The sequence below is a fragment of the Gemmatimonadaceae bacterium genome, from assembly GCA_035533755.1.
Taxonomy (GTDB): domain Bacteria; phylum Gemmatimonadota; class Gemmatimonadetes; order Gemmatimonadales; family Gemmatimonadaceae; genus JAGWRI01.
Window position 1 is genome coordinate 66125 of sequence record DATLTC010000053.1, and the last position, 21951, is coordinate 88075.

A 21951-nucleotide genomic window follows, 5' to 3' on the forward strand; every position below is an offset into this window, starting at 1 on the left:
TCTCGTCTCGTGGCTCGCCGGAATGGCGCGCCCACCTACGGTCATGGCAACCTCGATGCCGGACCGGTGCGCCATTGCGGCGGGGTCCGGCTCCGACGCATGCGCCAGACTCGCCGGCACCTGCCGACCGGGCGCACCGGCCGCGCGGGACGGCCCCAAAACACATGCGCCCCGGCGATTGCCGGGGCGCATGCGATACGATCGGGCTCGGAATGGATCACTTCGCGACGAACATCTTCTTCACGATGCGGTCCCCGTCGATCACGAGCTCGTAGACGTAGACACCAGACGCGACTTCCGTGCTGGTGTTCAGATACCTGCCGTCCCAGTATGCCGTATACTGACCGCAGCTCAACGACAGATTGAGCAGCGGCTTGCCGGCCAGTCCATTGGACGCCGACGAGGACGAGCCTCCCTGCAGGATCGGCACAGCCACCGGCTGCGCCAGAATGTTGTAGATCCTGAGCGAGACCACATGCGATGCCCCACCGTCCGAACACGTCGGATCACCGATCGTGAATGGAATGGTGGTTTCAGGATTAAAGGGATTGGGATAGTTCTGCCCCAACCCCCCACCAGCCTTGTGCCCTCGGGGCGGATTGGAAGACTGCTGCCCCGCCGCATACTTTGGCGTGAACGCACAAAGGGCGAGCACGAGCACAAGTGCTGCCCAGCGGTTCAACATATGTACTCCGGGCTAACGAAACAGGACGGTCGTGACGACTCCTGAGAGGGTGAATGGCACTTCTGGCCTACGACCGAAATACTAGGCGCAGGTCGCTGATGTGTCAAGAATTCGCAATAGTGGAACGAATGAAACGACAGAAAGTTACGCGACGCCGTTAAGCCCGTTCCAGAACCTCCCGGCCGGCCGTCGCGCGGTCAGCCCGACGCGATCGCAATACTCCAGCAATGGGATGAGATACTTGCGCGTGAGCCCCAGCGACTCTCGCATCTCCGCGGGCACGACCTCTTTCCCGGGCGTCATCAAGGCACCGATCTTATCAAGAAGTTGCTTGAGATTAGACGCCGTATAATACCGTTCTACATCGACTTGCACGACTTCACCAGATCGCTCTGCCAGTCGAATGATGTCCGGCGCTCCAGCGCCGAACTCGGCCGTCAACTCCGCGACCGACGGTGGTTCCCAGCCCGCCTCGGCCAACCGCTGAAGCATCGCGTTCAGGGTCTTTCGCTGCGCTTCGGTGGGCGTGGGCGCCCACCCGGCCCGCCGAATCTCGGCACCCTCGATTTCGAGGCTGCCGTTGGCGACCCCGCGCGCCACGAGCGCTTCGGTGAACGCAGGCGGCACCTTGAGCCGGCTGCGCACTTCCTGCAGCGACGCGCCGAACGCCAGCGGATGCGCGCGATGGAACCGGTCCAGGAACTCCTGCACCCGACCACCCTCCGACGCGAATACGTCGGGCGACAGCGCCCGGTCGCTCCCCGGTGCCTCGACGGCCGACACCTCGCGCAGGAGCGACGGCACGCCGCGCGGGTTGACGCCCAGCCGAACCGGCAGCGACGCCAACGCGACGCCCTGCGCGCCCGCCTCGACGAGGAGTCGGGCAAGCCGCGGGCCCGGCGGCAGGTCCGGTGCGGCGAACGGCTTGCATCGGCGTTGCGCGTGCGGGTCGGTGACGACACCGCCGCCGATGGTCGCGACCGGCGACGCCAACCGGAGCACGAAGCGGTCTCCCGCCCTGGCCACGACCGGGGCATCGAGCATCAGACGCACGGGCTTGGTCTGGCCCGGCTCCAAGGGACCTCCCGCGGTGACCACCCGAGCGCCGACCTCGGTGGTTCCGAGGTGGAAGCGCACGGCGGTACGTGGCCCCAATGGCCGGGGCACGTCGGGGAGGAGCGACGCGTCGGCCCGCACCACCGCGGAGGCCTCCCACGCGCGATCGGCGACGATCACGTCGCCGCGGTGGACGTCGGCCACGTCGACGCCGGCCAGGGCGAGGGCAATGCGCTGGCCGGGGAGGGCGCGGTCGACGGCCGCACCGTGGGTCTGGATGGCGCGCGTGCGGGCGATGCGGCCGGAGGGCAGAATGCGGACTTCCGCGTCGCGCGAGACCGACCCACTCCAGGCGGTGCCGGTGACGACGGTGCCCGTGCCGCGCACCGTGAACACGCGGTCCACCGGGAGGCGGAACAGATCGTCGGCGTCGCGAGCGGGCGCAGCGAGCGCGGCGCGAGCGAGCGCGGCGCGGAGCGCGGCGAGCGCGGGCTCGTCGCCGGGCGACACACGGATGATCGGGGCCGCCGAGAACGGCGTTCCCCCGACGAGGGCGCGCAGGTCCTCTTCCACGAGGGCGATCCAGTCGTCTTCCACGAGATCGCACTTGGTGAGGGCGATCACGCCGCCCTGGATGCCGAGCACGTCGAGAATGGCCAGGTGCTCCCGGGTCTGCGGCCGCACGCCGTCGTCGGCCGCGACCACGAGCAGGCCCACGTCGATTCCGGCGGCGCCGGCGAGCATGGTGCGCACGAAGGCCTCGTGGCCGGGCACGTCCACGACGCCGACCGTGCCGACGCCGTCCAGCGCGAGCGGCGCGAATCCCAACTCGATGGTGATGCCGCGGCGCTTCTCTTCCGGAAGCCGATCGGTGTCCACGCCGGTGAGGGCGCGCACGAGGGTGGTCTTGCCGTGGTCGATGTGGCCGGCGGTGCCGATGATCATGCGGCGCCCCAGTGGCCCTGTTCCCACACGGCGAAGGCGCGGAGGGGCCGCCCGTCCACCACGTGATGGAGCAGGAACTCCCGCAGGAGCCGTTGGTGGGCGCGCGCATCGGCGGGCTCCAGCGGCGCGCCCTCTTCGCCGGCGGCCCACGCGGCGAGGGCGCGCCGGGCCGGCAGCGGCATGCGGCGACCGCCCGGCGAGAGGCGGGCGCAGCGGGCGCACAGCACGCCGCCGGCGGCGTGGCTGAAGGTGGCCGCGTCGTGGTCGTCGAGGGGCGCGTGGCAGTCGGCGCAGTCCATCAGCGAGGGCGTGAAGCCGAGCGCTCCGATCACCTGCCAGGCGCCGGCGAGGGTGGCCTGGAGCGCACGGGCGGGCTCGGCCCCGGTGATGGCGTCGAGGGCGCCGGCCACGGCGTCGAACAGCGCGGGATCGGCGTGATCGGAGGAGAAGTGCAGCACCAGCTCGGCGATGGCCGACGCCCCGGTAAACCGGCCGAGGTCGGTGGCGAGCGCCGGCCGCGACCAGGCGACGTCGAAGCTGGCCAGGGTGTCGAGGTCGCGGCCGGGTTTGGTGGACAGCTGCGCGCTGCCCTGCGCGAACAGATCGAGCGCGCTGCCGAACCGCCGCTGCGAGCGCCGGGCACCCTTGGCGATGGCCGACCGCACGCCGCCTTCGCGGGTGGCGAGCCGCAAGATGCGTGACGACTCGAGATAGTCGAACGCATGGAGGACGATGGCATCGCTCACCAGGAGGGGCATGGCGGAAAGATAATCCCGCCCTGCCCCGTCCGATTTCCATCACATGGTGAACCGAACGCCCGTGAGGATGGTGCGTCCGGGGGATCGGAAGTTGAAGACCGACTGGTACGTGACGCCGGTCAGGTTCTCGACGTGCAACGTGAGCGCGGCGTCGCCGGCGGCCGACCACGCGGCCAGGTTGAGCGTGCCGCCCAGGTCCACGCGCAGGTACGACGGCAGCGTGACGTCGAGGGCCGGGTAGGAGCGGAAGTCGCGGTCGGCACGCGGGCCCACATACGTGAATCGGGCATCGAGCGTTCCCTGCCCGCCGAGGCGCGACGCGAGGGCGGCGTTCCAGCTGGTGGCCGGCCGGCGGATGAGTGGTTGGCCCAGATGGTACAACCCGCCCGAGGTGGTGTCGAACCCGGCGGTGAGGACGCGCGTGTCGAGATGCGTGAACCCGAACGACGCCGACAGCGCCGGCGACACCGCGGCGGTGGCCTGGTATTCGACGCCCGACGCGCGGGCACGGGCCACATTGCAGTAGCTGAACCCGCACGCGGTGGTGCCGCCGGTGTAGTCGATCATGTCGCGGAACTGCTGGGAGAACAGGGTGATGCCCACGGTGAGCCGGCGATCGAGGAAGTCCTGCTCCACGGCCGCTTCCCACGACTGGGCGTGTTCGGGGCGGAGGGACGGATTCCCGGTCACGTATCCCGTGGAGAAGTTCTCGTAGAACGTCGGTTCGCTGAACGCGGTGCCGGCGCTGGCCCGGAGCCTGGTGCCGGTGGCGGCGCGGTAGTTGGCGCCGGCGCGGTAGGTGCCGAAGGCGCCGAACTGCTGGTTGTCGTCCACGCGGGCGCCGGCGACCATCGTCAGCCGCGGCACGCCGGTCCAGAGGAGCTGCGCGTAGCCGGCGCGACTGGCGCGGTACGCCGCGAAGGCGGAGGTGAACGGGTAGCCGCTGAACGAGCCCTGGCTCTGGGAATTCTCGTCCTCGCCTTCGAGCGCGGCGCCGACGGTGGCCACGGCGCGACCGCCGGGATCGCGGAGGTTCAGGCGCGCGTCCACGCTGTGGCGCCGCACATCGTCGAGCGAGAGATAGAGGTCGCCGCCCGTGGTGTCGGGCTGGTCGGTGGTGCCGCCGTTGGTCTCGTCCGACGACGCGGTGACGGTGAGCGCGGCGACGCGCGAGAAGGAATGCCCAAACCGCGCGCCGAGCACGATGCGATCGCCCGAGGCGAAGGCATTGTGATCGAGTTCCGTGCCGGCGCTGTTGGTGGGGTAGTGGTAACGCGAATCGGTATAGCGCAGCGACAGATGCACGGCGTCGGCGGCGTCGGGGGCGAACGACGCGAGTCCGCTGACCACGTTCTCGGTGAAGCGATTGTTGTAATCGTAGATGCCGTTGGTCTGGTGGCGCGAGGCGGCGATCGAATAGTCGGCCTGGGCGCCGCCGCCGGACGGCGTGCCGCCGCGCACGGCGACCGACGCATCGCCGGTGCCGTACGTGCCGCCGCGAGCGCTCACGGTGATGCGCGGCGCGGCGTGGCCGGCGCGGGTGAAGATCTGGATCACGCCGGCCACGGCGTCGGCGCCATACAGCACGCTGGCCGGTCCGCGCAGGATCTCGATGCGATCGATGTTGTCGGTGGTGAGGGTGCTGAAATCGAACGTGCCGCCGGGATCGTTCACCGGCACGCCATCGATGAGCACCTTCACGTACCGGCTCTCGCCGCCGCGGAGGAACAACGACGTGACGCCGCCGAACCCTCCGGTCTGGGCGATGGCCGCGCTGGGCGTGCCGAGGAGCGCGTCGGCCACGGAGGTGATGCCCATGGCGCGCAGTTGCGCGCCGGTGATGACGGTGACCGACGCGGGGACGTCGCGCGGGTCGAGGGGAATGCGCGTGGCGGTGGTGACGACGGGCGTGACGTGGACCGTGTCGCGCGTCTGTGCCTGGGCGAGCACAGGGGTGGCCAGCGCGACGAGCCACGGGCACAGGCTGGACCTGAACCGGTTCATGGATCGGAGGGGCGATGGGTGTATGGGGGAGCCGCGCGCGGACGTCCGCGCAACGGCACGAGCGCTGGTGCGCCCACGGCGGGATCGCGCGTGACCACGAGTGGCCACCCGTACACGCGCTCGAGCACTTCGCCCCGCATGACGTCGTCGGGCGTCCCCGACGCTGCCACGCGCCCGCCGTGCAACAACACCAGGTGCTGCGCAAACCGAGCCACGAGATTCAGCTGGTGGCTCACCAGCAAGACTGCCATGCCGTCGTGCGCCAGCTGCGCCAGCAACTCGAAGGCCTCCATCTCGTGCGCGATGTCCAGATACGTGGTGGGCTCGTCGAGCACGAGGGCATCGCCGCCCTGCACCAACGCGCGCGCGATGCGCACGCGCTGCCATTCGCCGCCGGAGAGCGTGTCCACGGTGCGATCGAGCAGCGGACGCACGGCGGCGAGGGCCACGGCGCGCTCCATGGCGTCGCGATCGGCGGCGGCGCCGGCGCGCCGGGCGCCGCGGTGCGGGAACCGCCCGAGCGCCAGGTACTCGCGCACCGGCGGCGGGAACGCCAACTCCTCGCGCTGCGTGACCACGGCCACGCGGCGCGCGACGTCGGTGCGCGACAGGGTCCGCAGGTCGCGGTCGTCCAACAACACGCGCCCCGACACCAGCGGCTGGCGGCCAAGGAGCACGCGCACGAGCGTGCTCTTGCCGCTGCCGTTGGGGCCGACGATGGCGGTCATGCGTCCGCGCCGCGCCTCGAGGCTCACGTCGTGCACGGCATCGCGATCGGCGCCGCGATAGCGCACGACCACGCGTTCGAAGGCGATCACCGCAACCTCCGGAGCTGGACGAGGAAGAACGGCACGCCGATGATCGCCGTGACCGCGCCGAGCGGCAGCTCGGCGGGCGGGAGCGCCACGCGGGCGATGAGATCGGCAGCCACCACGAGCGCGGCGCCGATCACGGCGCTGCCGAGGATCACGGCGCGGTGGCCGCCGGCGCCCATGCGGCGGGCGATGTGCGGCACGACCAGCCCCACGAAGCCCACGAGGCCGGCCGCGGCCACCGTAGCGGCCGCGACGAGCGACGCGACGAGGTACACGCGCCGCGCCGCGCGGTCGGCGTCCAGTCCGAGCCCGGCGGCGGCGTCTTCGCCGAGGGCGAGAATGTCGATCTCGCGCGCCCAGGCCACGAGCAGGCCGCCGCCCACGCTCACGTAGAGCGCGAGCCAGCCCACCTGCCCCCACGCGGCATCGCCCACCGAACCCATCATCCACCAGAGGGCTCCGCGCACGGTGTCGGCGTCGGCGTTGGCCAGGAGGAGCATGATCGCCGCGTTGGCGAACGCGCCGACGATGACGCCGGCCATGAGCAGCACGCGCGAATCGCCACGTCCCGGCGCCGCCTGCGCCACGAGGAACGCCACCGAGACGGCGGCGATTGCCCCGAGAAACGCGGCGATGGGCACGAGCCCCGCCGCCGCGCCCAACGACACGGCGATCACGGCGCCCACGGCGGCCCCGCCCGATACGCCGAGCAGGTACGGCTCGGCCAGCGGATTGCGCATCACGCCCTGCAGCGACGCGCCGCTGATGCCGAGGCCGGCCCCGAGCAGGACGGCGAGCGCCATGCGGGGCATGCGCAGCACGCGGACGATCGTGATGACGGTGGGATCTCCGCGGCCCAGGAGGGCGCGCACGGTGTCGGCGGGCGACAGGCGCACGGCGCCCAGCGCCACGGACAGGAGCATGAGCACGACCAGGACGCCCAGCGCCGCGGCCCATCGACCGGCGCGCCGCGTCACGGCAGGATGCCGGGATGGAGCAGCCGCGCGATCGAGACGGCGGCGGCTCCGAGCACCACCGACGGCCGGCCGACCACGGTGGTGTCGTACGCATACACGCGGCCGGCGCGCACGGCGCGGAGGCCGCGCCAGAGCGGATCGGCGAGGATCCGGGCACGGCCGTCGGGACTGGTGATCACGACGTCGGGGTCGCGGCGCACGACGTCTTCGAGCGCGACGGTGGGCGACGGCGCGGCGAGATCGGCATAGATGTTCCGCCCGCCGGCGATCGTGATCAGTTCGTCGAGAAAGCTCCCGCCGCCGATGGCGATGACGGGATTCTCCCAGGTGGGCATGAACACCGACACGCGCGGCAGCGACGCCGTGGCGGCGCGCACCCGGGCGAGGGTGCGATCCACCGAATCGACGACGGTCGCGGCGCGCGCGGAATCGCCGAGCAGCGCGCCCAGATCGCGAACGGCGCGCCGGAAGTCGTCGATGCGGTCGATGCGCCACGCGGCCACGGGAATGCCGGCCTGGCGCAGGCGCGCGGCGGCGGGCCGATCGTCGGCGCTGGCGTAGAGCAGCACGAGATCGGGGCGCGCGGCGAGCACGGCCTCGACGTTGGGGCGGACGGCGGCGCCGAGGCTGGGCACCCGGCGCGCCGAGTCGGGCCACGAGTCCCACTGCGAGCGACCGGCGAGGCGCGCGCCGGCGCCGATCGCGAACACGATCTCGGTGGTGGTGGGATTGAGCGATACGATGCGGGCGGGGGGCACGGCCGGCGCGCGGAGGGTATCGCCGAAATCATCGACGTCGATGACCGGCGCGTGGGCGCGCGCCGGCTGATGCGCCGGGCGGGAGCAGGCAGCGAAGACGAACGGAGCGACGGCGAGCGCGGCGCGGAGACGCAAAAAAAGACATCCTTGGTTGGGGCAGGATGTCCGCAGAGCCGGGACCACCGCGCGACGCGCGACCGGAGCCGCCACAGGTCCTCCCCCGAGAACCCTAGTACGTGGCGCGAATGCCGGTCGTCTCCTGGCTCCGGGCCGTCGCGCTCGCCTTCCCGACTGACGTCAGTGGCACTTCGAGCGGACGTGTTGCCCGTTACAGTGGCGGGGCCGCACCGGTATCACACCGGTTTCCGTATCCCGCACTCGCGTTTCAGTTGTCGTTGGCGAATCTATGGTGCCGAGGGCTCCGCAGCAAGCGCGTCGGCGATCCGCGCCTTGAGCGCGGCGCGGGCGGCGGCGTGGGCGGCCGCACGTTCGGCGCTCGGCGCGGGTTCGCGTTCGAACGCCGCATCGAGCTGCGCGAGTTCGTACAGGAGTTGGTCGGTGTCCGGACGCGGGCCGGCCGTGGCGGGCGCGACCGCCGGGGCAACGACCGGCGCGGGCGGCGGCGGGGCGGCGCCGCGGCGGCGGCGCAAGGCGATAGTAAGCGCGCCGAGCATCAGCAGCGCCATGGCCAGCGCCATGCCGGCCAGGAACCTGGTGCGCGACGACGACGACACGGCGCTCACGTCTACGCGCAGCACGGCGCCCGCGGGGACGTTCTGCGCGAGATAGCGTTTGAAGTTCCGGCCCTGCGTGTTGACCGACGCCTGCTGCTTGAGCCCATCGAGCACCGGCGTGGCCGACGGTTCCTCGAGGAGCACTTCGAGCACCGAGACGGGACGATCCATGCCGATGGACAGCGGAAAGGCCTTGGCCGGCAGGCCATAGGCGACAGCGAGTTGGCGGACGCCGGGACTGACCGGCGCGAACAGGTTCACCCGGCCGCCGGAGAACGACACGGCGCCGGCCGCCACGTCGCCGCCCTCCACCGCCGGCGACATGGCATCGGGCGGGAGCGCCGTGGTCCAGAGCGGCGACAGGGAGTCGCGCGCGATGAGCGTTCTCGTGCTGTCGTTGCCGAGGTCGAACACCTCGGCCACCTCGCGCACGCCATTGGCCTGCGGCGCGCCGATCACAAGGTGGCGCCCTTCGAGCGTGAGCGCGATGCCGGTGCTGGTGGTGTCGAACACCATGATATCGGCGTCGGCGCCCTGCACGTCGCCCGACTGGAACGGCGACGTGAAGTAGGCGATGCCGGCGTACATGGACGACGCGAAGTAGACCGCGTCGGGCGCCCCGGTGGTCTGGTATCTGAAGCGGTACGTGCCCGACGCATCGGTGCGCACCGAGTCCAGTGGCCCGGCGCGGTCCTGCCCCACGCGATGCAGCACGACGAGCTGGCGCGGGAGCGGCACGGGGGTGCCGTCGCGCCCGGGATGGCGCACCTGGCCCTGCACGTAACGCACCTCGCCGAGCGGGACCCGGCCGGGGGTCTGGGCGCCGAGCGGAACGGCGACCAGCGCGAGCCAGGCGGCATGGCGGAGGAGCCGCCCGGAGCATTGCAGAACACGCATGTGGAGTGGCGGCGGCTCAGGGATTGAACTTGCCGAAATCCTCGGGGCGGAGGCGCTCGAGGTAGGCCTTGAGCTTCTCGGCGGTGAGCTCCGACGACGTATCGGGCGGACCCGGGGGCTCTTCCCCGAATTCGCCGTTCTCGTCGGGTTCGGCGAGCAGCGCGTCGTCGGCGAACAGTGGGGCGCCCAACCGCAGGGCGATCGCGATGCTGTCGGAGGGCCGCGCGTCCACGCGGTGGAGCTGCCCGTCGCGCACGAGGTGCATCTCGGCGAAGTAGGTGCGGGCTTCAATCCGCGTGATCTCGACCCGGCGCAGTTCGGCGCCGAGGGCGAGGATCAGGGTGCGACACAGGTCGTGCGTGAGCGGGCGGGAGCGTTCGATGTGATGCATCTCGATGATGATCGACTCCGCCTCCGCCTGCCCGATCCAGATCGGGAGCAGGCGGTCGCCGTCCTTCTCCTGCAGGATCACGACGTACGTGCGCGAGGACGCATCCACGGCGAGTTTGGCGACGACCACTTCGACCATGCAGCCCCCGACGGCGTCAACGCGCGGCGCGCTTGAGCGCCGCCGCGCGGTCGGTGCGCTCCCACGTGAACGTCGTGCGGGCCGTCCTGCCGCGCCCGGTGTGCTCGGGAACGCGGCCGAAGTGGCCGTAGGCCGAGGTGGCCGAGTAGATGGGCTTGCGGAGATCGAGCGCCTGGATGATGCCGCGCGGCGTGAGGTCGAACACCTCCTGCACGGCGTGGCGCACCACGCGATCGGGGACGACGCCGGTGCCGAAGGTATCCACCATCACCGACACGGGCTCCGCCACACCGATGGCGTACGCCAACTGCACCTCGCAGCGCGAGGCGAGCTTGGCGGCGACGATGTTCTTGGCCACCCACCGCGCGGCGTACGACCCCGAGCGATCGACCTTGGACGGGTCCTTGCCGCTGAACGCCCCGCCGCCGTGGCGGCCCATGCCGCCGTAGCTGTCGACGATGATCTTGCGGCCCGTGAGGCCGGCATCGCCCTGCGGGCCACCCACGACGAACCGGCCCGTGGGGTTGATGTGGTACTTGGGCCGCTTGGTGACGAGTTCGGGGGGCAGCGCGGGCTCGATGATCGCCTCGATGATCTCGCTGCGGATGCGCCGGTTGGACACGCCGGGCGCGTGCTGCGTGGAGACGACGACGGTATCGACGGCCACGGGCCGGTGGTCCTCGTAGATCACCGTCACCTGCGACTTGCCGTCGGGGCGGAGCCACGGCAGCTCGCCGCTCTTGCGGTGCTCGGCCAGGGAGCGCGTGAGCCGGTGGGCGAGCATGATCGGCATCGGCATCAGCTCGTCGGTCTCGTCGGACGCGAAGCCGAACATCATGCCCTGATCGCCCGCCCCGCCCGTATCCACGCCCATCGCGATGTCGGGCGACTGGCGGTCGATCGTGCTCAGCACCGAGCAGGTATGGTAGTCGAAGCCGTAGCCGGCGTCGGTGTAGCCGATGTCCCGGATCGTGCGGCGGACGATATCAGGAATATGGACGTAGGTGGTGGTGGTTATCTCCCCCGCGACGCAGGCCATGCCGGTAGTGACCAGCGTCTCACACGCCACGCGCGCGGTGGAATCGTCGGTCAGGATGGCATCGAGCACAGCGTCGGAGATCGCGTCGGCCACCTTGTCCGGGTGGCCTTCGGTGACGGATTCAGACGTGAACGGATGACGGTCGCGCACAGGCGGGCTCGTTCAGAGGTGGGAAGATGAAGTCGGAGCGCCGCAGCGCGGGCACCGCATGGAGAATAAGGGGGGCGACGAGCCTCCGGCAACCCGTGCTACCGGCCGGCGAGGTCGCCGATGGCGTCGCGGAGGCGGCGTCCCAGCTCCTCCTCGGCGGCGGCAGCGGTGGGAGCGTGGAGCGCGGCGGTGGCCGCGATCTCGGCATCGCGCACGCTCACGCTGCGCACGATGCGCTTGACGAGCGGCAGCGAGCGCGCCGCGACGCTGAGCTGTCGCACGCCGAGCCCGAGCAGCGCGTAGGCCATGAGGGGCTGCGAAGCCATCTCGCCGCACACGCACACCTCGAGGCCCGCCTGGTCGCCCATGTCGACGATGCGGCGGATGAGGCGGAGCACGGCCGGATGCAGTGGGGTGAACCGGTTGGCGAGGTTCGCGTTGCCGCGGTCGACGGCCAGCGTGTATTGCACCAGGTCGTTGGTGCCGATGCTGAGGAACGCGACCTCGGCGGTGAAGGTATCGGCGGCCACGGCCGCGGCCGGCGTCTCGACCATGATCCCGAGCGGCACATCGCGGCGGTACGGCACGCCGCGGGCCTCCAGCTCGTCCGCGGCCTCGTCGAGCAGGGCACGGCTCTGGCGCACCTCGGCCACCGAGACGACCAGCGGGAGCATGATGCGCAGGTCGCCGTGCACCGCGGCGCGCAACAGGGCGCGGAGTTGGGTCCGGAAGATGGCCGGCTGGTCGAGGCACATGCGGATGGCGCGCCAGCCGAGGAAGGGATTGGGCTCGATGGGAAACCCGCCCACCGGCAGCTTGTCGCCCCCGATGTCGAACGTGCGGATGATCACCGGCTTGCCGGCGAACGCTTCGACCACGCGCCGGTAGCTGCGATACTGCTCGTCCTCGTCGGGCATCGTGGCGCGCCCGACGACGAGGAATTCGGTGCGCATGAGCCCCACGCCCTCAGCGCCGCTGTCGCGGGCCGCGTCCGCCTCTTCCGGGAGATCGACGTTGGCCCGCAGCACCACCGTCACCCCATCCAGACTGACGCTCTCCAGGTTGGCGAGCCGGCGCAACTCGGCGTCGACGATCTCCTCCTGGAGGGCGCGCTCGCGATAGGCCTCGACCTCGGCGTCGCTGGGGTTGATGGCGAGCACGCCGTTGGTGCCGTCGAGGATCGCCCGCTCGCCTCCGGCGAGCGTGCCGGCGGCGGTGCGCAGGCCGACCACGGCCGGCAGCCCCAGCGACCGGGCCAGGATCGCCACGTGCGAGGTGCGTGTGCCGGCGTCGGTGGCGATGCCGATGATCGCCTCGCGGTCGAGCTGGACCGTGAGGCCCGGGGTGAGGTCGTGCGTGACGAGGATGGCCCGCGCGCCCTTGGGCAGATCCACCGGGTCGTGATCGGGCAGGTCGAGCAGCAGCGACAGGACGCGGATGTGCACGTCGGTGAGATCGCTCACCCGTTCGCGCAGCATCGCCACCGAGTGGCGGGCAAAGCGCTGCCGCCACTCGAGCATGACGAGATCGAACGCCTTCTCGGCGCCGAGGTTCTGGCGAATGAACTCCTCGACCCCCGACAGGAGCTCGGTGTCTTCGAGAATCGAGTGCTGGACGTCGAAGATCGCGGCCTCCTCGCGCCCCGCCGCCGCCTCGACACGCGACCGCACCTGATTGAGGCGATCCTTGGCGCGATCGACGGCGGCGTGGAACCGGCGCACCTCGGCGGCCACGTGGTCGGCGGGGATCAGGCGATGCGGGACGTCGGGCACCTCCCACCGGAGGAGGTGGATGGTGCCGACGGCGATGCCGGGCGACGCGGGGACTCCGGAGAGCGTCTGCTCCATCAGGGTTCTCCGAACCCGTCGGCGATGAGCGCGGCCAGCGCGTCGAGCGCCTGTTCGGCGTCCGGTCCCTCGGCGCGCAGCGTGAGCTGCGCCCCGCGCTCGGCGGCCAGCATCATCACGCCCATGATGCTCTTGCCGTTCACCTCGAGGTCGTCGCGAATGAGCATGATGTCGCTGCGATACTTAGACGCGAGCTTCACGATCTGCGCCGCCGGGCGCGCGTGGAGCCCGACCTTGTTGACGATCGTCACGGTGCGTTCAGCCATCAGCGAGCCACCGAGAAGAGGACGAATGCCGAGACCACGAGGAGCGCGAACCGCCAGCCTTCGAGCCGTGCCTGTGCCTTCACCACGATCACCGCGCCGACGAGGGTGGCCACCAGAATTTCGTCGATCAACGTGCGGCCGGGCCCGACGATCCTGGCGAACGCGAGCGGCAGCCCGATCCCGGTGGCGAGCGCGGCGGCGCGACCGATGGTCGTGGGCCCACGCCGCAGGATGGGGTGGCCGAGACCGGCCGCCACCCCCAACCCCTGCGTCCATCCGGTGCGGAGCCCCCACAGCAGGAGCGCCACGTGCCCCGCATTGTACATCACGAGAAAGACGGTGACCACAGTGAGGGCCGAAGCCCCCAGTCCGAACAGGGCCAGGGCGATGACCGACGACAGCGGCAGCCAGCCCGCCCAGACCAGCCGGTCGCCGACGCTGCCCAGGGGGCCGCAGAGGGCGGTGCGGAAGCGCTCGATGCGCTCGGCCGGCTCGCGGTCGAGCTCGGCGCGGGCCAGCGCGCCCACGGCGAACGCGGCCAGGTACGGATGGGCATTGAAGTAGCGTCCCTCGCGCGCGATCGCCGCCTTGAATTCCGGCGCGTGTACGCCGCCGGGCAGGCGACGGAGGGCCGGTTCGAGGCAGAAGGCGATCCCGTTACCCATCAGGGTCTCGTAATTCCACGAGCCCTGGATGGTGAGCAGACGGAGCAGGATCGCGGCGCGTGTGCGGAGCGGCAGCCGGGGAACCGGCGTGGCGGCGCGGGCGATCATCGCATCCCCAGGACGAGGAGGCCGATGCCGAGTCCGCCCAGGAACAACCAGCGCGCGCCGGCCGTGGAGTGAAACAGCTTCCACCCCGCCCCGACGGCGACGCTGGCGGCGGTGGCCACGAGGAGCGCCCGCGAGTACTGGTCGGGCACGGTCCAGCGCTGCAGGACCCGCGTCTCCGCGGGCGCCAACGCGGCGTACGCGAGCGCCGAGAGCGCGACGCCGCGCGCGAGGTCGGCGGTGAGCCCCGAGAGCTGGAGGCCGACGACGGCGCCGCGCGAACCGGCGTCGAGGTCGGCGCGCCGGCGGGTGGCCCACACGGCATTGCGCTGCCGCAGCTTGACCATGGTCCAGCCGCCGATCCAGGCCACGAACAATCCGCCGAGGACGGCGACGACGAGGGAGCCCACGACCTCTCCGCCCTTGGCCCCGGTGGCGTAGATCGCCCCCGCGACGACGGACGCCGAACCCCACTCGGGGTATCGGGAGGCGCCCACGGGGAGCGTCTCGAGCGCGATCAGTTCGAGCACGGCACCCACGAGCAGCCCGTGCATGGGCGCGCCGGCCAGCATGCCGCCGAGCGTGGCGGCCACGAGGGGGCGCGAGATCATGGCCTGCGGAAAGCTGACCGTGTCGAGGCCGGCCACGCCGCCGAGCAGCGCGATGGGCAGGAGGTCGGCCAGCGTCACGACGGCCCCCCGCCGCCGAGGATCTCGTCCAGCGGCACGGCGCGCGACGACGGCACGTCCTGCGCCGTGACGGCGATGCCGCGGGCCGCGATGTCGCGCAGGGCGCGCTCCTCGTCCGGCGCGAGGAACACGTAGCGCAGCCGTTGGGTGCGGTCCGACCGATGATGGATGCCGCCGAGGTTCACGGCGGGGACGCCGCCCGACGCGGCGACGGCGCGCATCGTGTTCACGTCGCCGGTGAGCAGGATGCCGGGCCGTGGGTCGCGGCGGAATTCGTCGAGCCGGGAGCAGCAGCCCGCCGCCGTCTCGAAGTACACGTCCATGCCGGGTGGCACGGCCATGCGATAGAGATCGCGCTCCCACTCGCTGGCGGCGATGTCGTCGTCCACGAGCACGATGAACCGGATGTCGAGCGGCTGGCCCCAACCGAGCACGACCTGGCCGTGGATGAGGCGGTCGTCGATGCGGTAGAGCGCGAGGCTCACGGGGTGCCCTCCACGGCGTCGATCGCGGCGCGCCCGCGTTCGGCGGCGTGGCGGGCCGCCGTCGCCGCGGGCAGGGCGTCGGCGAACGCGAAGTCCAGCAGCGCGGGCAGATTGGCGCCCGACACGAGCACGGCGTCGGGCATGCCGTGGAGGATGCGCCGCGCCGCCATGGTGCAGCTGCCGGCGTGCAGGTCGGTGAACAGCACGCGGGCGCCGGTGCGTTCCATGGTCTCGCGCAGCAGGGCCTCGATGTCGGCGGTGCTCAGCGTGGGCACGGCCACCGGGAAGAATATGTGCCCGCGTCCGGTGATGGCCTCGACGGCCGACACGAGGCCGGTGGCGAAGTCGGCATGGCCGGCGACGATGGCGCGGGGCTGGCTATTCGTCATCTTGCTGGAGGTACTGCTTCACGTCGGCGGCGGCGCGCATGCGCCCGATCAACCGTTCATTGAATCGTTCGGCAGGATCGAAGCCGCTGTACTTGAGCAGGTGGTTGAGGGCGATGACTTCGGCCACCACCGTGATGTTCTTTCCGGGATTGAGCGGAACCGTGATCTTGGGCAGGTCGACGTCGAGGATCGTCGTCGTCTCGCCGTCGAGCCCGGTGCGCTCGACGAACGTGTCCTGGTGCCACTCCTCGAGCTGGACCACCACCTCGATGCGTTTCTGCTGGCGCACGGCCCGCACGCCGAAGATGGCCGGCACGTCGACGAGCCCGATGCCGCGGATCTCCATGTAGTGGCGCTGCAGCTCGTGGCCGCTGCCGATCACGACGTCGGTGCCGCGCCGCTTGGCGAACACGAGGTCGTCGGCCACCAGACGGTGCCCCCGCTCCACCAGGTCGAGCACGCACTCCGACTTGCCGATGCCGCTGCGCCCCATGAACAGGAGGCCCACGCCGAACACGTCGGCCAGCGAGCCGTGGAGTGTGGTGGTGGGCGCGAACGCGTCTTCGAGCCAGGGCTTGACGCGGGTATAGAACTCGTTGGTCTTGAGCAGCGACGTGAACACGGGAACGCCGGCCACTCCGGCCGCGGCGATCATGCCCGGCGGCGGCTCCAGCCCCTTGGTCACGAACACGCACGGAATTGCGTGCGAGAAGAACAGCTCGAGCACGCGCGTGCGTTCGTCGGCGTCACGCGTGGAGAGGTACGTCACCTCGGTTTCCCCGAAGACCTGGATCCGGTGCCCCGGAAAGCGCTCGGTGTAGCCGGCCAGCACCAGTCCGGGGCTGGAGATGTTGGGGCTCCGGATCTCGCGGTCGAGCGCGCCGGTGCCCTGGACGTGCTCCAGCTGCAGCACGTCGCGCATCCGCTCGAGCAGACGGCCCGCGGTGAGCGGCTCCTTCACGCGCGGCCTCCGCGCGGCGCACGGGGACGGGCGCGCCGCTTGCGACGCGACGTCTCGATCTGGGTCTCGAGCCGGGCGAGCGCCTCGGTGAGCGCCGACCCGGCGTACCGCTGGCAGCCCTCGGCGATCAGCGGCTTGCGGCGGGGCGCGGTAAGCACGATCTCGACGCGATGGCCGGGCCCGTCCTGCTCGAATCGCACCAGCGCGTCGACGGGAAGGGCGAGGCGGTCGGCCAGCCGGGCCAGCGCCTGCTCGGCGCGGCGCCGCAGACGGGGGGACATGACGGCGTGGTGGGCATGAAAGATGACGTCCATCAGACGGAACCCTCCGCGGACAGCACGCGGGTGAGGTGTTGTTCGGTCTGCTCCGCGGCGCGTTCCCACGTGAAGCTCTCGGCGAACCGGCGCGCCTGAACGCCGAGCTGCTCGACGAGCGCCGGAGCCGCGGCGAGCCGGTCCATGGCGGCCGCCATCGCGGCGGTGTCGCCGTGCGCGACCAGGAACCCGGTCTCGCCATCGCGCACCGATTCGCGAATTCCCGGCGAATTCGACGCGACGACCGGCGTCCCGCACGCCGCTGCCTCCAGATTCGTGATGCCCCACCCCTCCTTGGGCGATGCGAACGCCAGGGCCCAGGCGCGACGCAACAGCGCCAGCTTTTCCGGCTCGCTGATACGCCCAAGAAACCGCACGCGCTGGGCGAGGTCAAGCGAGGCCGCCAGGCGCTCCAGCGCCGGGCGGTAGTCGCCCGCGCCGGCGATCTCGAGCACGCTGTGGCGATCCGCCATGGCGGCGAACGCGCGGATCACGAGGTGCACGCCCTTGTAGTGCTTGAGGCGGCCCAGGTAGGCGAAGGTCGGCGTGGCGGCGCGCGTCCCGGCGGCCGGCGTGTAGGCCACGGTATCGATGCCGGGATAGATGACCACGACATGGGACCGGGCAATGCCCCGATGCGCGAGGTCATCGGCAGTGCTCTCGCTGATCGCCTCGAACGGCGTGCGCCGGTACACCCGGCCGAGCGGGCGCTCGGCCATCCAGACCGCGGCCGCGAGGGGCGCGGGGAATTCCTGGAATGCCGTGCTGCCGAACAGGTGCGGCACCAGCGCCAGGACCCGCGGGGCGCCCCACCGCGGCGTGTAGAGCGGGATCTTGTTGATGTCCTCGACCAGCACGTCGCACGCGCCGGCCAGTCGGCGCGCGTAGTACCGGCGGGCGAGAAACGGGAACGTGTGCCGCGTGCCTACGCGATGGACCTCGATCCCGTCGAGCACGGCGCGCGGCGGCGCGCCGGACCATCCGCCGCACAACAACGCCACCTGATGGCCGCCCGCGGCCAGCCGGCCGAAGATCTCGTGCAGGTGGATCTCGGCGCCGCCGGCCAGCGGGTTGTCGCGATCCTGCCAGTTGACGAGCAGGATGCGCACTACAGGCGCCCCATGCGGCGCGCGAGCGCATCGACCACCCCGTTCACGAAGCGGGCGCTCTGCTCGCTGCCGTAGCGCTCGGCCAGGCGGATCGCTTCCTGGATGACGACGCGGGCCGGCGTCTCCCCAATCCGCAATTCGGCGGCAGCCACGCGGAGCACGCTGCGCTCGATCGCCCCGAGCCGTTCGAGGCGCCAGTTGGTGGTGACCTCCACCAGATCGCGGTCGATGTCGGCGCCGTGTTGCTGCACCTGGCGCACGAGAAGGCCGGCAAGCCGCCGCTCCTCCGGCGCGATGCCGAGGTCGTCCCAGATCGTGGTGGCCACGCGTTCGAGATCGTTCGAGCCGCGGACGTCCCACGCGTAGAGCGCTTGCAGCGCCCGCGCGCGGGCGCGCGTTTCAACTCTCATTCGCGGCGTCCAGGCGATCGAAGAGTTCGGCCATCTCGAGCGCGGCGAGCGCCGCGTCCCATCCCTTGTTGCCGTGGTCGCCGCCGGCGCGGGCCTCGGCCTGCTCGATCGTGTCGCAGGTGAGCACGCCGAACCCCACCGGCACGTCGAATTCGGCCGAGGCCTGGGCCAGGCCACGCGCCGCTTCGCCCGCCACGTAGTCGAAATGCGGCGTGTCGCCGCGGATCACGGCGCCCAGCGCCACAACGGCGTCGTAGCGCTCGCTGGCCATGAGCCGACGGGCGACCACCGGCAACTCCCACGCGCCGGGCACCCAGACCATGTCCACGTCTTCGGCGGCCACGCCGTGGCGCACGAGGGCGTCGAGCGCCCCGTCGGCGAGTCTGCTGGTGATCGCGTCGTTGAAGCGACTTGCCAGGACCGCGACGCGGCGGCCGTGGCCAGAAGGCGTTCCGGAAAATTCAGCCATTTAGGAGGCGAGGAGGTGTCCGAGCTTGTCGCGCTTGGTCTTCATGTAGCCGGCGTTCTCGTCCTGCGCCGGCTGGACGATCGGCACCCGCTCGTCGACGCGCAGGCCGTAGCCTTCGAGCCCGACCATCTTGCGCGGATTGTTGGTGATCGGGCGGATGGACTGGAGGCCGATGTCGAGCAGGATCTGCGCGCCGATGCCGTAGTTGCGCAGATCTGGCTTGAAGCCGAGCCGTTCGTTGGCTTCGACGGTATCGATGCCCGTGTCCTGCAGCTCGTACGCCTTGAGCTTGTTGAGGAGCCCGATGCCGCGCCCTTCCTGATCGAGGTACACGATGACGCCGCGCCCCTCCTCGGAGATCATGCGCATGGCGGTGTCGAGCTGCCACCCGCAGTCGCAGCGCAGCGAGTGGAACACGTCGCCGGTGAGGCATTTGGAATGCATGCGGACGAGCACGCTCTCCGCGCCCAGGACGTCGCCGTACACCAGGGCCACGTGCTCGTGGCGATCGACGTCATTCCGGTAGCCGATGATGCGCCAGGTGCCGAACGCGGTGGGCAGCCGCGCTTCGGCCACGCGGTGCACCAGGCGTTCGTTCTTGAGGCGGTGGGCGACGACCTGCGCCACGGTGATGAACGTGAGCTGATGCTCCTCGGCGAACTTCTCGAGCCGGGGGCGCCGTGCCGCGCTGCCGTCCTCGCTCAGGATCTCGCAGATGACGCCGGCGGGGTACAGGCCGGCGAGCCGGGCGAGATCGGTGGCCGCCTCGGTGTGGCCCACGCGCTGGAGCACGCCGCCCTCGCGCGACCGCAGCGGGAACACGTGGCCGCCGTGCCGCAGGTCGGTGGGGACGGTGGCGGGATCGACGGCCACGCGAATGGTCGTCGCCCGGTCGTGGGCGCTGATGCCGGTGGTCACGCCGAACCGCGGGCTGGCATCGATGCTCACCGTGTACGCCGTGCGGTACTCGTCGGGATTGGTCTCGCTCATCGGCGCGAGGTCGAGCTGGTCGACGCGTTCCGGAGGGAGCGCCACGCAGATGAGGCCGCCCGCCTTGCGGATCATGAAGTTGACCATGTCCGCGGTGACGAGCTCGGCCGCGCAGATGAGATCGCCCTCGTTCTCGCGATCCTCGTCATCGGCCACGATCACGAACTTGCCGGCGCGCAGGTCGGCGATCGCCTGGTCTACGGTGCCAAAGGTCATATGGAGTGCGCCCGGTAGGGCGCGGTCAGTCGCTGCACGTATTTGCCGATCACGTCCGCCTCCACATGTACGTCGTCTCCCTCGCGCAGCGCGCCGAGGGTCGTGTGGCGGATGGTATAGTCGATCAGGGAGATCTGAACCACGTCGGGCGCCGGCAGTTCGTTCACCGTGAGGCTCACGCCGTCCACCGTGAGCGAGCCGTGCGCCACCATAAGTTCCGCGAGCGCCGACGGGAGGGCAAGGTCGACGAGCCGCGCGTCGGCGCGCTGCTCCACCGCCTGGACGCGGGCCACGCCGTCCACATGACCGAGCACGAGATGTCCGCCCAGCCGGTCGCCCAGGCGCATGGCGCGCTCCAGGTTGACGCGGCGCCCCGGGGTCCACGCGCCCACCGTGGTGCGGTCGACGGTGGTGACGACGGCGGCGGCGATGAACCAGCCACCGCCGTGTTCACGCACGGTGAGACAGGCCCCGTTGACGGCGATGCTCTCGCCGTCGGCGAGGTCGTGGTAGCCGCACGCGATGCGGAACTCGCGTCCCGCTCCGGTCTCGGCCACGTGCTCGATGGTGCCGACGCTGTCAACCAGCCCGCTGAACACTAGAGCGCTCCCAGCGCATAGGTCGTCATGACGTCGGCGCCCAACACGCGCCGGTCCAGCACGGGCAGGCGTTCGAGGCGCGCGACATCGGCCGGCGGCGCGAACGCGAAGGCATTCAGCGCCCCCTCGCCCAGCAGCACGGGCGCCTGAAAGATAATCAGGCGGTCGACGACGGAGTTCGCGAGGAAGCTGCCCGCCAATCGCGCCCCGCCCTCCACCAGCAGCGACCCGATCCCCCGCTGGGCGAGCCGGAGCAGCGCTTCGGAGACGGCCGACGCCTCGATGATCTCCACCCCGGCCGCCGTGAGGGCTCGGGCCCGCGACGGCTCGCCGGCCCGCGCCACGATCACCACGGGCGCCGTGCGCGCCGTGCGCACGAGCCCCGAATCGAGCGGCGTGCGAAGCGTCGAGTCGAAGATCACGCGGACCAGCGGCGTGCGGGGCGGCGCCCAATCGCGCACCGTGAGCTGGGGGTCGTCGGCGAGCACGGTGCCCACGCCGACGGCGATCGCGTCGTGGCCGGCGCGCACGCGGTGCACCTCGCGCCGCGCCTCGGGCCCGGTGAGATGCGTGGTCGTGGAGCGGTCGGCCGCGGCGATGGCGGCGTCGATGGAAACCGCCAGCTTGAGCGAGACGAACGGCCGCTCGGGATGCGCGAACCGATGGAAGTACGCGGCGTTCAGCTCACGGGCCTCGCTCGCGCCGTCGCCGATGTCGACGGCCACGCCTGCGGCGCGCAGGCGGTCGGCGCCGCCGGCCGCCTGCGGATGGGGATCGCGCGTGGCGATCACCACGCGGGCGATGCCGGCGGCCACGATCGCATCCGCGCAGGGCGGCGTCTTGCCGTGGTGCGCGCACGGTTCGAGCGTGACGTAGAGCGTGGCGCCCCGGGCGACGCTGCCGGCCGCGGCCAGCGCCGCGACTTCGGCGTGGGCCTCGCCGTAGCGGGCGTGGAACCCCTCGCCGACCACGACGCCGTCACGGACGACGACGGCGCCGACCATCGGGTTCGGCGCCGTCTGCCCCCAGCCCTGGCGGGCGAGCTCGAGAGCACGGCGCATGACCGCCGAGCCGTCGCGATCGGTCATGC

Annotated in this window: 24 protein-coding genes and 1 riboswitch; all 24 genes read right to left on the reverse strand. The window is 71.4% G+C overall.

Annotation, left to right across the window (positions count from 1 at the left end):
- Positions 1–217: 217 nt before the first annotated feature.
- The 24 genes from VNE60_07665 to ribD all read right to left on the reverse strand — a co-directional run bounded on the left by VNE60_07665 (position 218) and on the right by ribD (position 21949).
- Positions 218–685 (reverse strand): hypothetical protein, encoded by a 468-nt coding sequence (locus VNE60_07665; GenBank protein HVB31378.1) that lies wholly within the window; start codon positions 683–685, stop codon positions 218–220.
- Positions 686–829: 144 nt separating this feature from the next.
- Positions 830–2686 (reverse strand): selenocysteine-specific translation elongation factor, encoded by a 1857-nt coding sequence (gene selB, locus VNE60_07670; protein HVB31379.1) that lies wholly within the window; start codon positions 2684–2686, stop codon positions 830–832.
- Positions 2683–3444, reverse strand: coding sequence for a DNA repair protein RecO (gene recO / locus VNE60_07675; GenBank protein HVB31380.1), 762 nt, complete (start codon positions 3442–3444; stop codon positions 2683–2685). Before recO ends, selB begins: the two co-directional genes overlap by 4 nt.
- A gap of 39 nt (positions 3445–3483) precedes the next feature.
- Complete coding sequence (locus VNE60_07680) at positions 3484–5448, reverse strand: TonB-dependent receptor (protein ID HVB31381.1); 1965 nt, start codon at positions 5446–5448, stop codon at positions 3484–3486.
- Positions 5445–6266, reverse strand: coding sequence for an ABC transporter ATP-binding protein (locus VNE60_07685; GenBank protein HVB31382.1), 822 nt, complete (start codon positions 6264–6266; stop codon positions 5445–5447). Before VNE60_07685 ends, VNE60_07680 begins: the two co-directional genes overlap by 4 nt.
- The gene (locus VNE60_07690) at positions 6263–7240 is read right to left on the reverse strand and encodes an iron ABC transporter permease (GenBank protein ID HVB31383.1); all 978 of its coding nucleotides are present in this window, start codon (positions 7238–7240) and stop codon (positions 6263–6265) included. Before VNE60_07690 ends, VNE60_07685 begins: the two co-directional genes overlap by 4 nt.
- Positions 7237–8133 (reverse strand): helical backbone metal receptor, encoded by an 897-nt coding sequence (locus tag VNE60_07695; protein HVB31384.1) that lies wholly within the window; start codon positions 8131–8133, stop codon positions 7237–7239. Before VNE60_07695 ends, VNE60_07690 begins: the two co-directional genes overlap by 4 nt.
- Before the next feature lie 119 nt (positions 8134–8252).
- Positions 8253–8365: riboswitch (cobalamin riboswitch) on the reverse strand.
- Positions 8366–8402: 37 nt separating this feature from the next.
- The gene (locus VNE60_07700) at positions 8403–9629 is read right to left on the reverse strand and encodes a hypothetical protein (GenBank protein HVB31385.1); all 1227 of its coding nucleotides are present in this window, start codon (positions 9627–9629) and stop codon (positions 8403–8405) included.
- A 16-nt stretch (positions 9630–9645) separates the two neighbouring features.
- Positions 9646–10158 carry a bifunctional nuclease family protein gene (locus tag VNE60_07705; protein ID HVB31386.1) on the reverse strand — a complete coding sequence of 171 codons (513 nt, stop codon included), beginning with the start codon at positions 10156–10158 and terminating at the stop codon, positions 9646–9648.
- Positions 10159–10174: 16 nt separating this feature from the next.
- Complete coding sequence (metK, locus tag VNE60_07710) at positions 10175–11347, reverse strand: methionine adenosyltransferase (protein ID HVB31387.1); 1173 nt, start codon at positions 11345–11347, stop codon at positions 10175–10177.
- A gap of 98 nt (positions 11348–11445) precedes the next feature.
- A complete protein-coding gene (gene ptsP / locus VNE60_07715) occupies positions 11446–13194 on the reverse strand; it encodes a phosphoenolpyruvate--protein phosphotransferase (GenBank protein ID HVB31388.1) in 1749 nt (582 codons plus the stop codon).
- A complete protein-coding gene (locus tag VNE60_07720; GenBank protein HVB31389.1) occupies positions 13194–13460 on the reverse strand; it encodes an HPr family phosphocarrier protein in 267 nt (88 codons plus the stop codon). The genes ptsP and VNE60_07720 overlap by 1 nt, the downstream gene beginning before the upstream one ends.
- The gene (locus tag VNE60_07725; protein ID HVB31390.1) at positions 13460–14233 is read right to left on the reverse strand and encodes a PTS system mannose/fructose/sorbose family transporter subunit IID; all 774 of its coding nucleotides are present in this window, start codon (positions 14231–14233) and stop codon (positions 13460–13462) included. Before VNE60_07725 ends, VNE60_07720 begins: the two co-directional genes overlap by 1 nt.
- Positions 14230–14919 carry a PTS sugar transporter subunit IIC gene (locus VNE60_07730; protein HVB31391.1) on the reverse strand — a complete coding sequence of 230 codons (690 nt, stop codon included), beginning with the start codon at positions 14917–14919 and terminating at the stop codon, positions 14230–14232. Before VNE60_07730 ends, VNE60_07725 begins: the two co-directional genes overlap by 4 nt.
- Positions 14916–15404 carry a PTS sugar transporter subunit IIB gene (locus VNE60_07735; protein HVB31392.1) on the reverse strand — a complete coding sequence of 163 codons (489 nt, stop codon included), beginning with the start codon at positions 15402–15404 and terminating at the stop codon, positions 14916–14918. Before VNE60_07735 ends, VNE60_07730 begins: the two co-directional genes overlap by 4 nt.
- Positions 15401–15793 (reverse strand): hypothetical protein, encoded by a 393-nt coding sequence (locus VNE60_07740; protein HVB31393.1) that lies wholly within the window; start codon positions 15791–15793, stop codon positions 15401–15403. The genes VNE60_07735 and VNE60_07740 overlap by 4 nt, the downstream gene beginning before the upstream one ends.
- Positions 15783–16754 (reverse strand): HPr(Ser) kinase/phosphatase, encoded by a 972-nt coding sequence (hprK, locus tag VNE60_07745; GenBank protein ID HVB31394.1) that lies wholly within the window; start codon positions 16752–16754, stop codon positions 15783–15785. Before hprK ends, VNE60_07740 begins: the two co-directional genes overlap by 11 nt.
- On the reverse strand, positions 16751–17068 hold the full coding sequence (locus VNE60_07750) for an HPF/RaiA family ribosome-associated protein (GenBank protein ID HVB31395.1): 318 nt from the start codon (positions 17066–17068) through the stop codon (positions 16751–16753). Before VNE60_07750 ends, hprK begins: the two co-directional genes overlap by 4 nt.
- Positions 17068–18177, reverse strand: coding sequence for a glycosyltransferase family 4 protein (locus VNE60_07755; GenBank protein ID HVB31396.1), 1110 nt, complete (start codon positions 18175–18177; stop codon positions 17068–17070). Before VNE60_07755 ends, VNE60_07750 begins: the two co-directional genes overlap by 1 nt.
- Positions 18177–18587 (reverse strand): transcription antitermination factor NusB, encoded by a 411-nt coding sequence (gene nusB / locus VNE60_07760; GenBank protein ID HVB31397.1) that lies wholly within the window; start codon positions 18585–18587, stop codon positions 18177–18179. Before nusB ends, VNE60_07755 begins: the two co-directional genes overlap by 1 nt.
- The gene (gene ribH, locus VNE60_07765) at positions 18577–19056 is read right to left on the reverse strand and encodes a 6,7-dimethyl-8-ribityllumazine synthase (protein HVB31398.1); all 480 of its coding nucleotides are present in this window, start codon (positions 19054–19056) and stop codon (positions 18577–18579) included. Before ribH ends, nusB begins: the two co-directional genes overlap by 11 nt.
- On the reverse strand, positions 19057–20262 hold the full coding sequence (locus VNE60_07770; protein HVB31399.1) for a bifunctional 3,4-dihydroxy-2-butanone-4-phosphate synthase/GTP cyclohydrolase II: 1206 nt from the start codon (positions 20260–20262) through the stop codon (positions 19057–19059).
- Positions 20259–20861, reverse strand: coding sequence for a riboflavin synthase (locus VNE60_07775; GenBank protein ID HVB31400.1), 603 nt, complete (start codon positions 20859–20861; stop codon positions 20259–20261). Before VNE60_07775 ends, VNE60_07770 begins: the two co-directional genes overlap by 4 nt.
- Positions 20861–21949 carry a bifunctional diaminohydroxyphosphoribosylaminopyrimidine deaminase/5-amino-6-(5-phosphoribosylamino)uracil reductase RibD gene (gene ribD / locus VNE60_07780; protein HVB31401.1) on the reverse strand — a complete coding sequence of 363 codons (1089 nt, stop codon included), beginning with the start codon at positions 21947–21949 and terminating at the stop codon, positions 20861–20863. The genes VNE60_07775 and ribD overlap by 1 nt, the downstream gene beginning before the upstream one ends.
- Positions 21950–21951 lie beyond the last annotated feature (2 nt).

Coding starts and splice junctions, on each gene's coding strand:
- ribH (HVB31398.1), bottom strand. CDS start 19,056: ATGGCTGAATTTTCCGGAACGCCTTCTGGCCACGGCCGCCGCGTCGCG.
- VNE60_07770 (HVB31399.1), bottom strand. CDS start 20,262: ATGACCTTTGGCACCGTAGACCAGGCGATCGCCGACCTGCGCGCCGGC.
- VNE60_07700 (HVB31385.1), bottom strand. CDS start 9,629: ATGCGTGTTCTGCAATGCTCCGGGCGGCTCCTCCGCCATGCCGCCTGG.
- nusB (HVB31397.1), bottom strand. CDS start 18,587: ATGAGAGTTGAAACGCGCGCCCGCGCGCGGGCGCTGCAAGCGCTCTAC.
- VNE60_07750 (HVB31395.1), bottom strand. CDS start 17,068: ATGGACGTCATCTTTCATGCCCACCACGCCGTCATGTCCCCCCGTCTG.
- VNE60_07725 (HVB31390.1), bottom strand. CDS start 14,233: ATGATCGCCCGCGCCGCCACGCCGGTTCCCCGGCTGCCGCTCCGCACA.
- VNE60_07665 (HVB31378.1), bottom strand. CDS start 685: ATGTTGAACCGCTGGGCAGCACTTGTGCTCGTGCTCGCCCTTTGTGCG.
- VNE60_07705 (HVB31386.1), bottom strand. CDS start 10,158: ATGGTCGAAGTGGTCGTCGCCAAACTCGCCGTGGATGCGTCCTCGCGC.
- selB (HVB31379.1), bottom strand. CDS start 2,686: ATGATCATCGGCACCGCCGGCCACATCGACCACGGCAAGACCACCCTC.
- recO (HVB31380.1), bottom strand. CDS start 3,444: ATGCCCCTCCTGGTGAGCGATGCCATCGTCCTCCATGCGTTCGACTAT.
- VNE60_07740 (HVB31393.1), bottom strand. CDS start 15,793: ATGACGAATAGCCAGCCCCGCGCCATCGTCGCCGGCCATGCCGACTTC.
- ptsP (HVB31388.1), bottom strand. CDS start 13,194: ATGGAGCAGACGCTCTCCGGAGTCCCCGCGTCGCCCGGCATCGCCGTC.
- ribD (HVB31401.1), bottom strand. CDS start 21,949: ATGACCGATCGCGACGGCTCGGCGGTCATGCGCCGTGCTCTCGAGCTC.
- VNE60_07720 (HVB31389.1), bottom strand. CDS start 13,460: ATGGCTGAACGCACCGTGACGATCGTCAACAAGGTCGGGCTCCACGCG.
- VNE60_07680 (HVB31381.1), bottom strand. CDS start 5,448: ATGAACCGGTTCAGGTCCAGCCTGTGCCCGTGGCTCGTCGCGCTGGCC.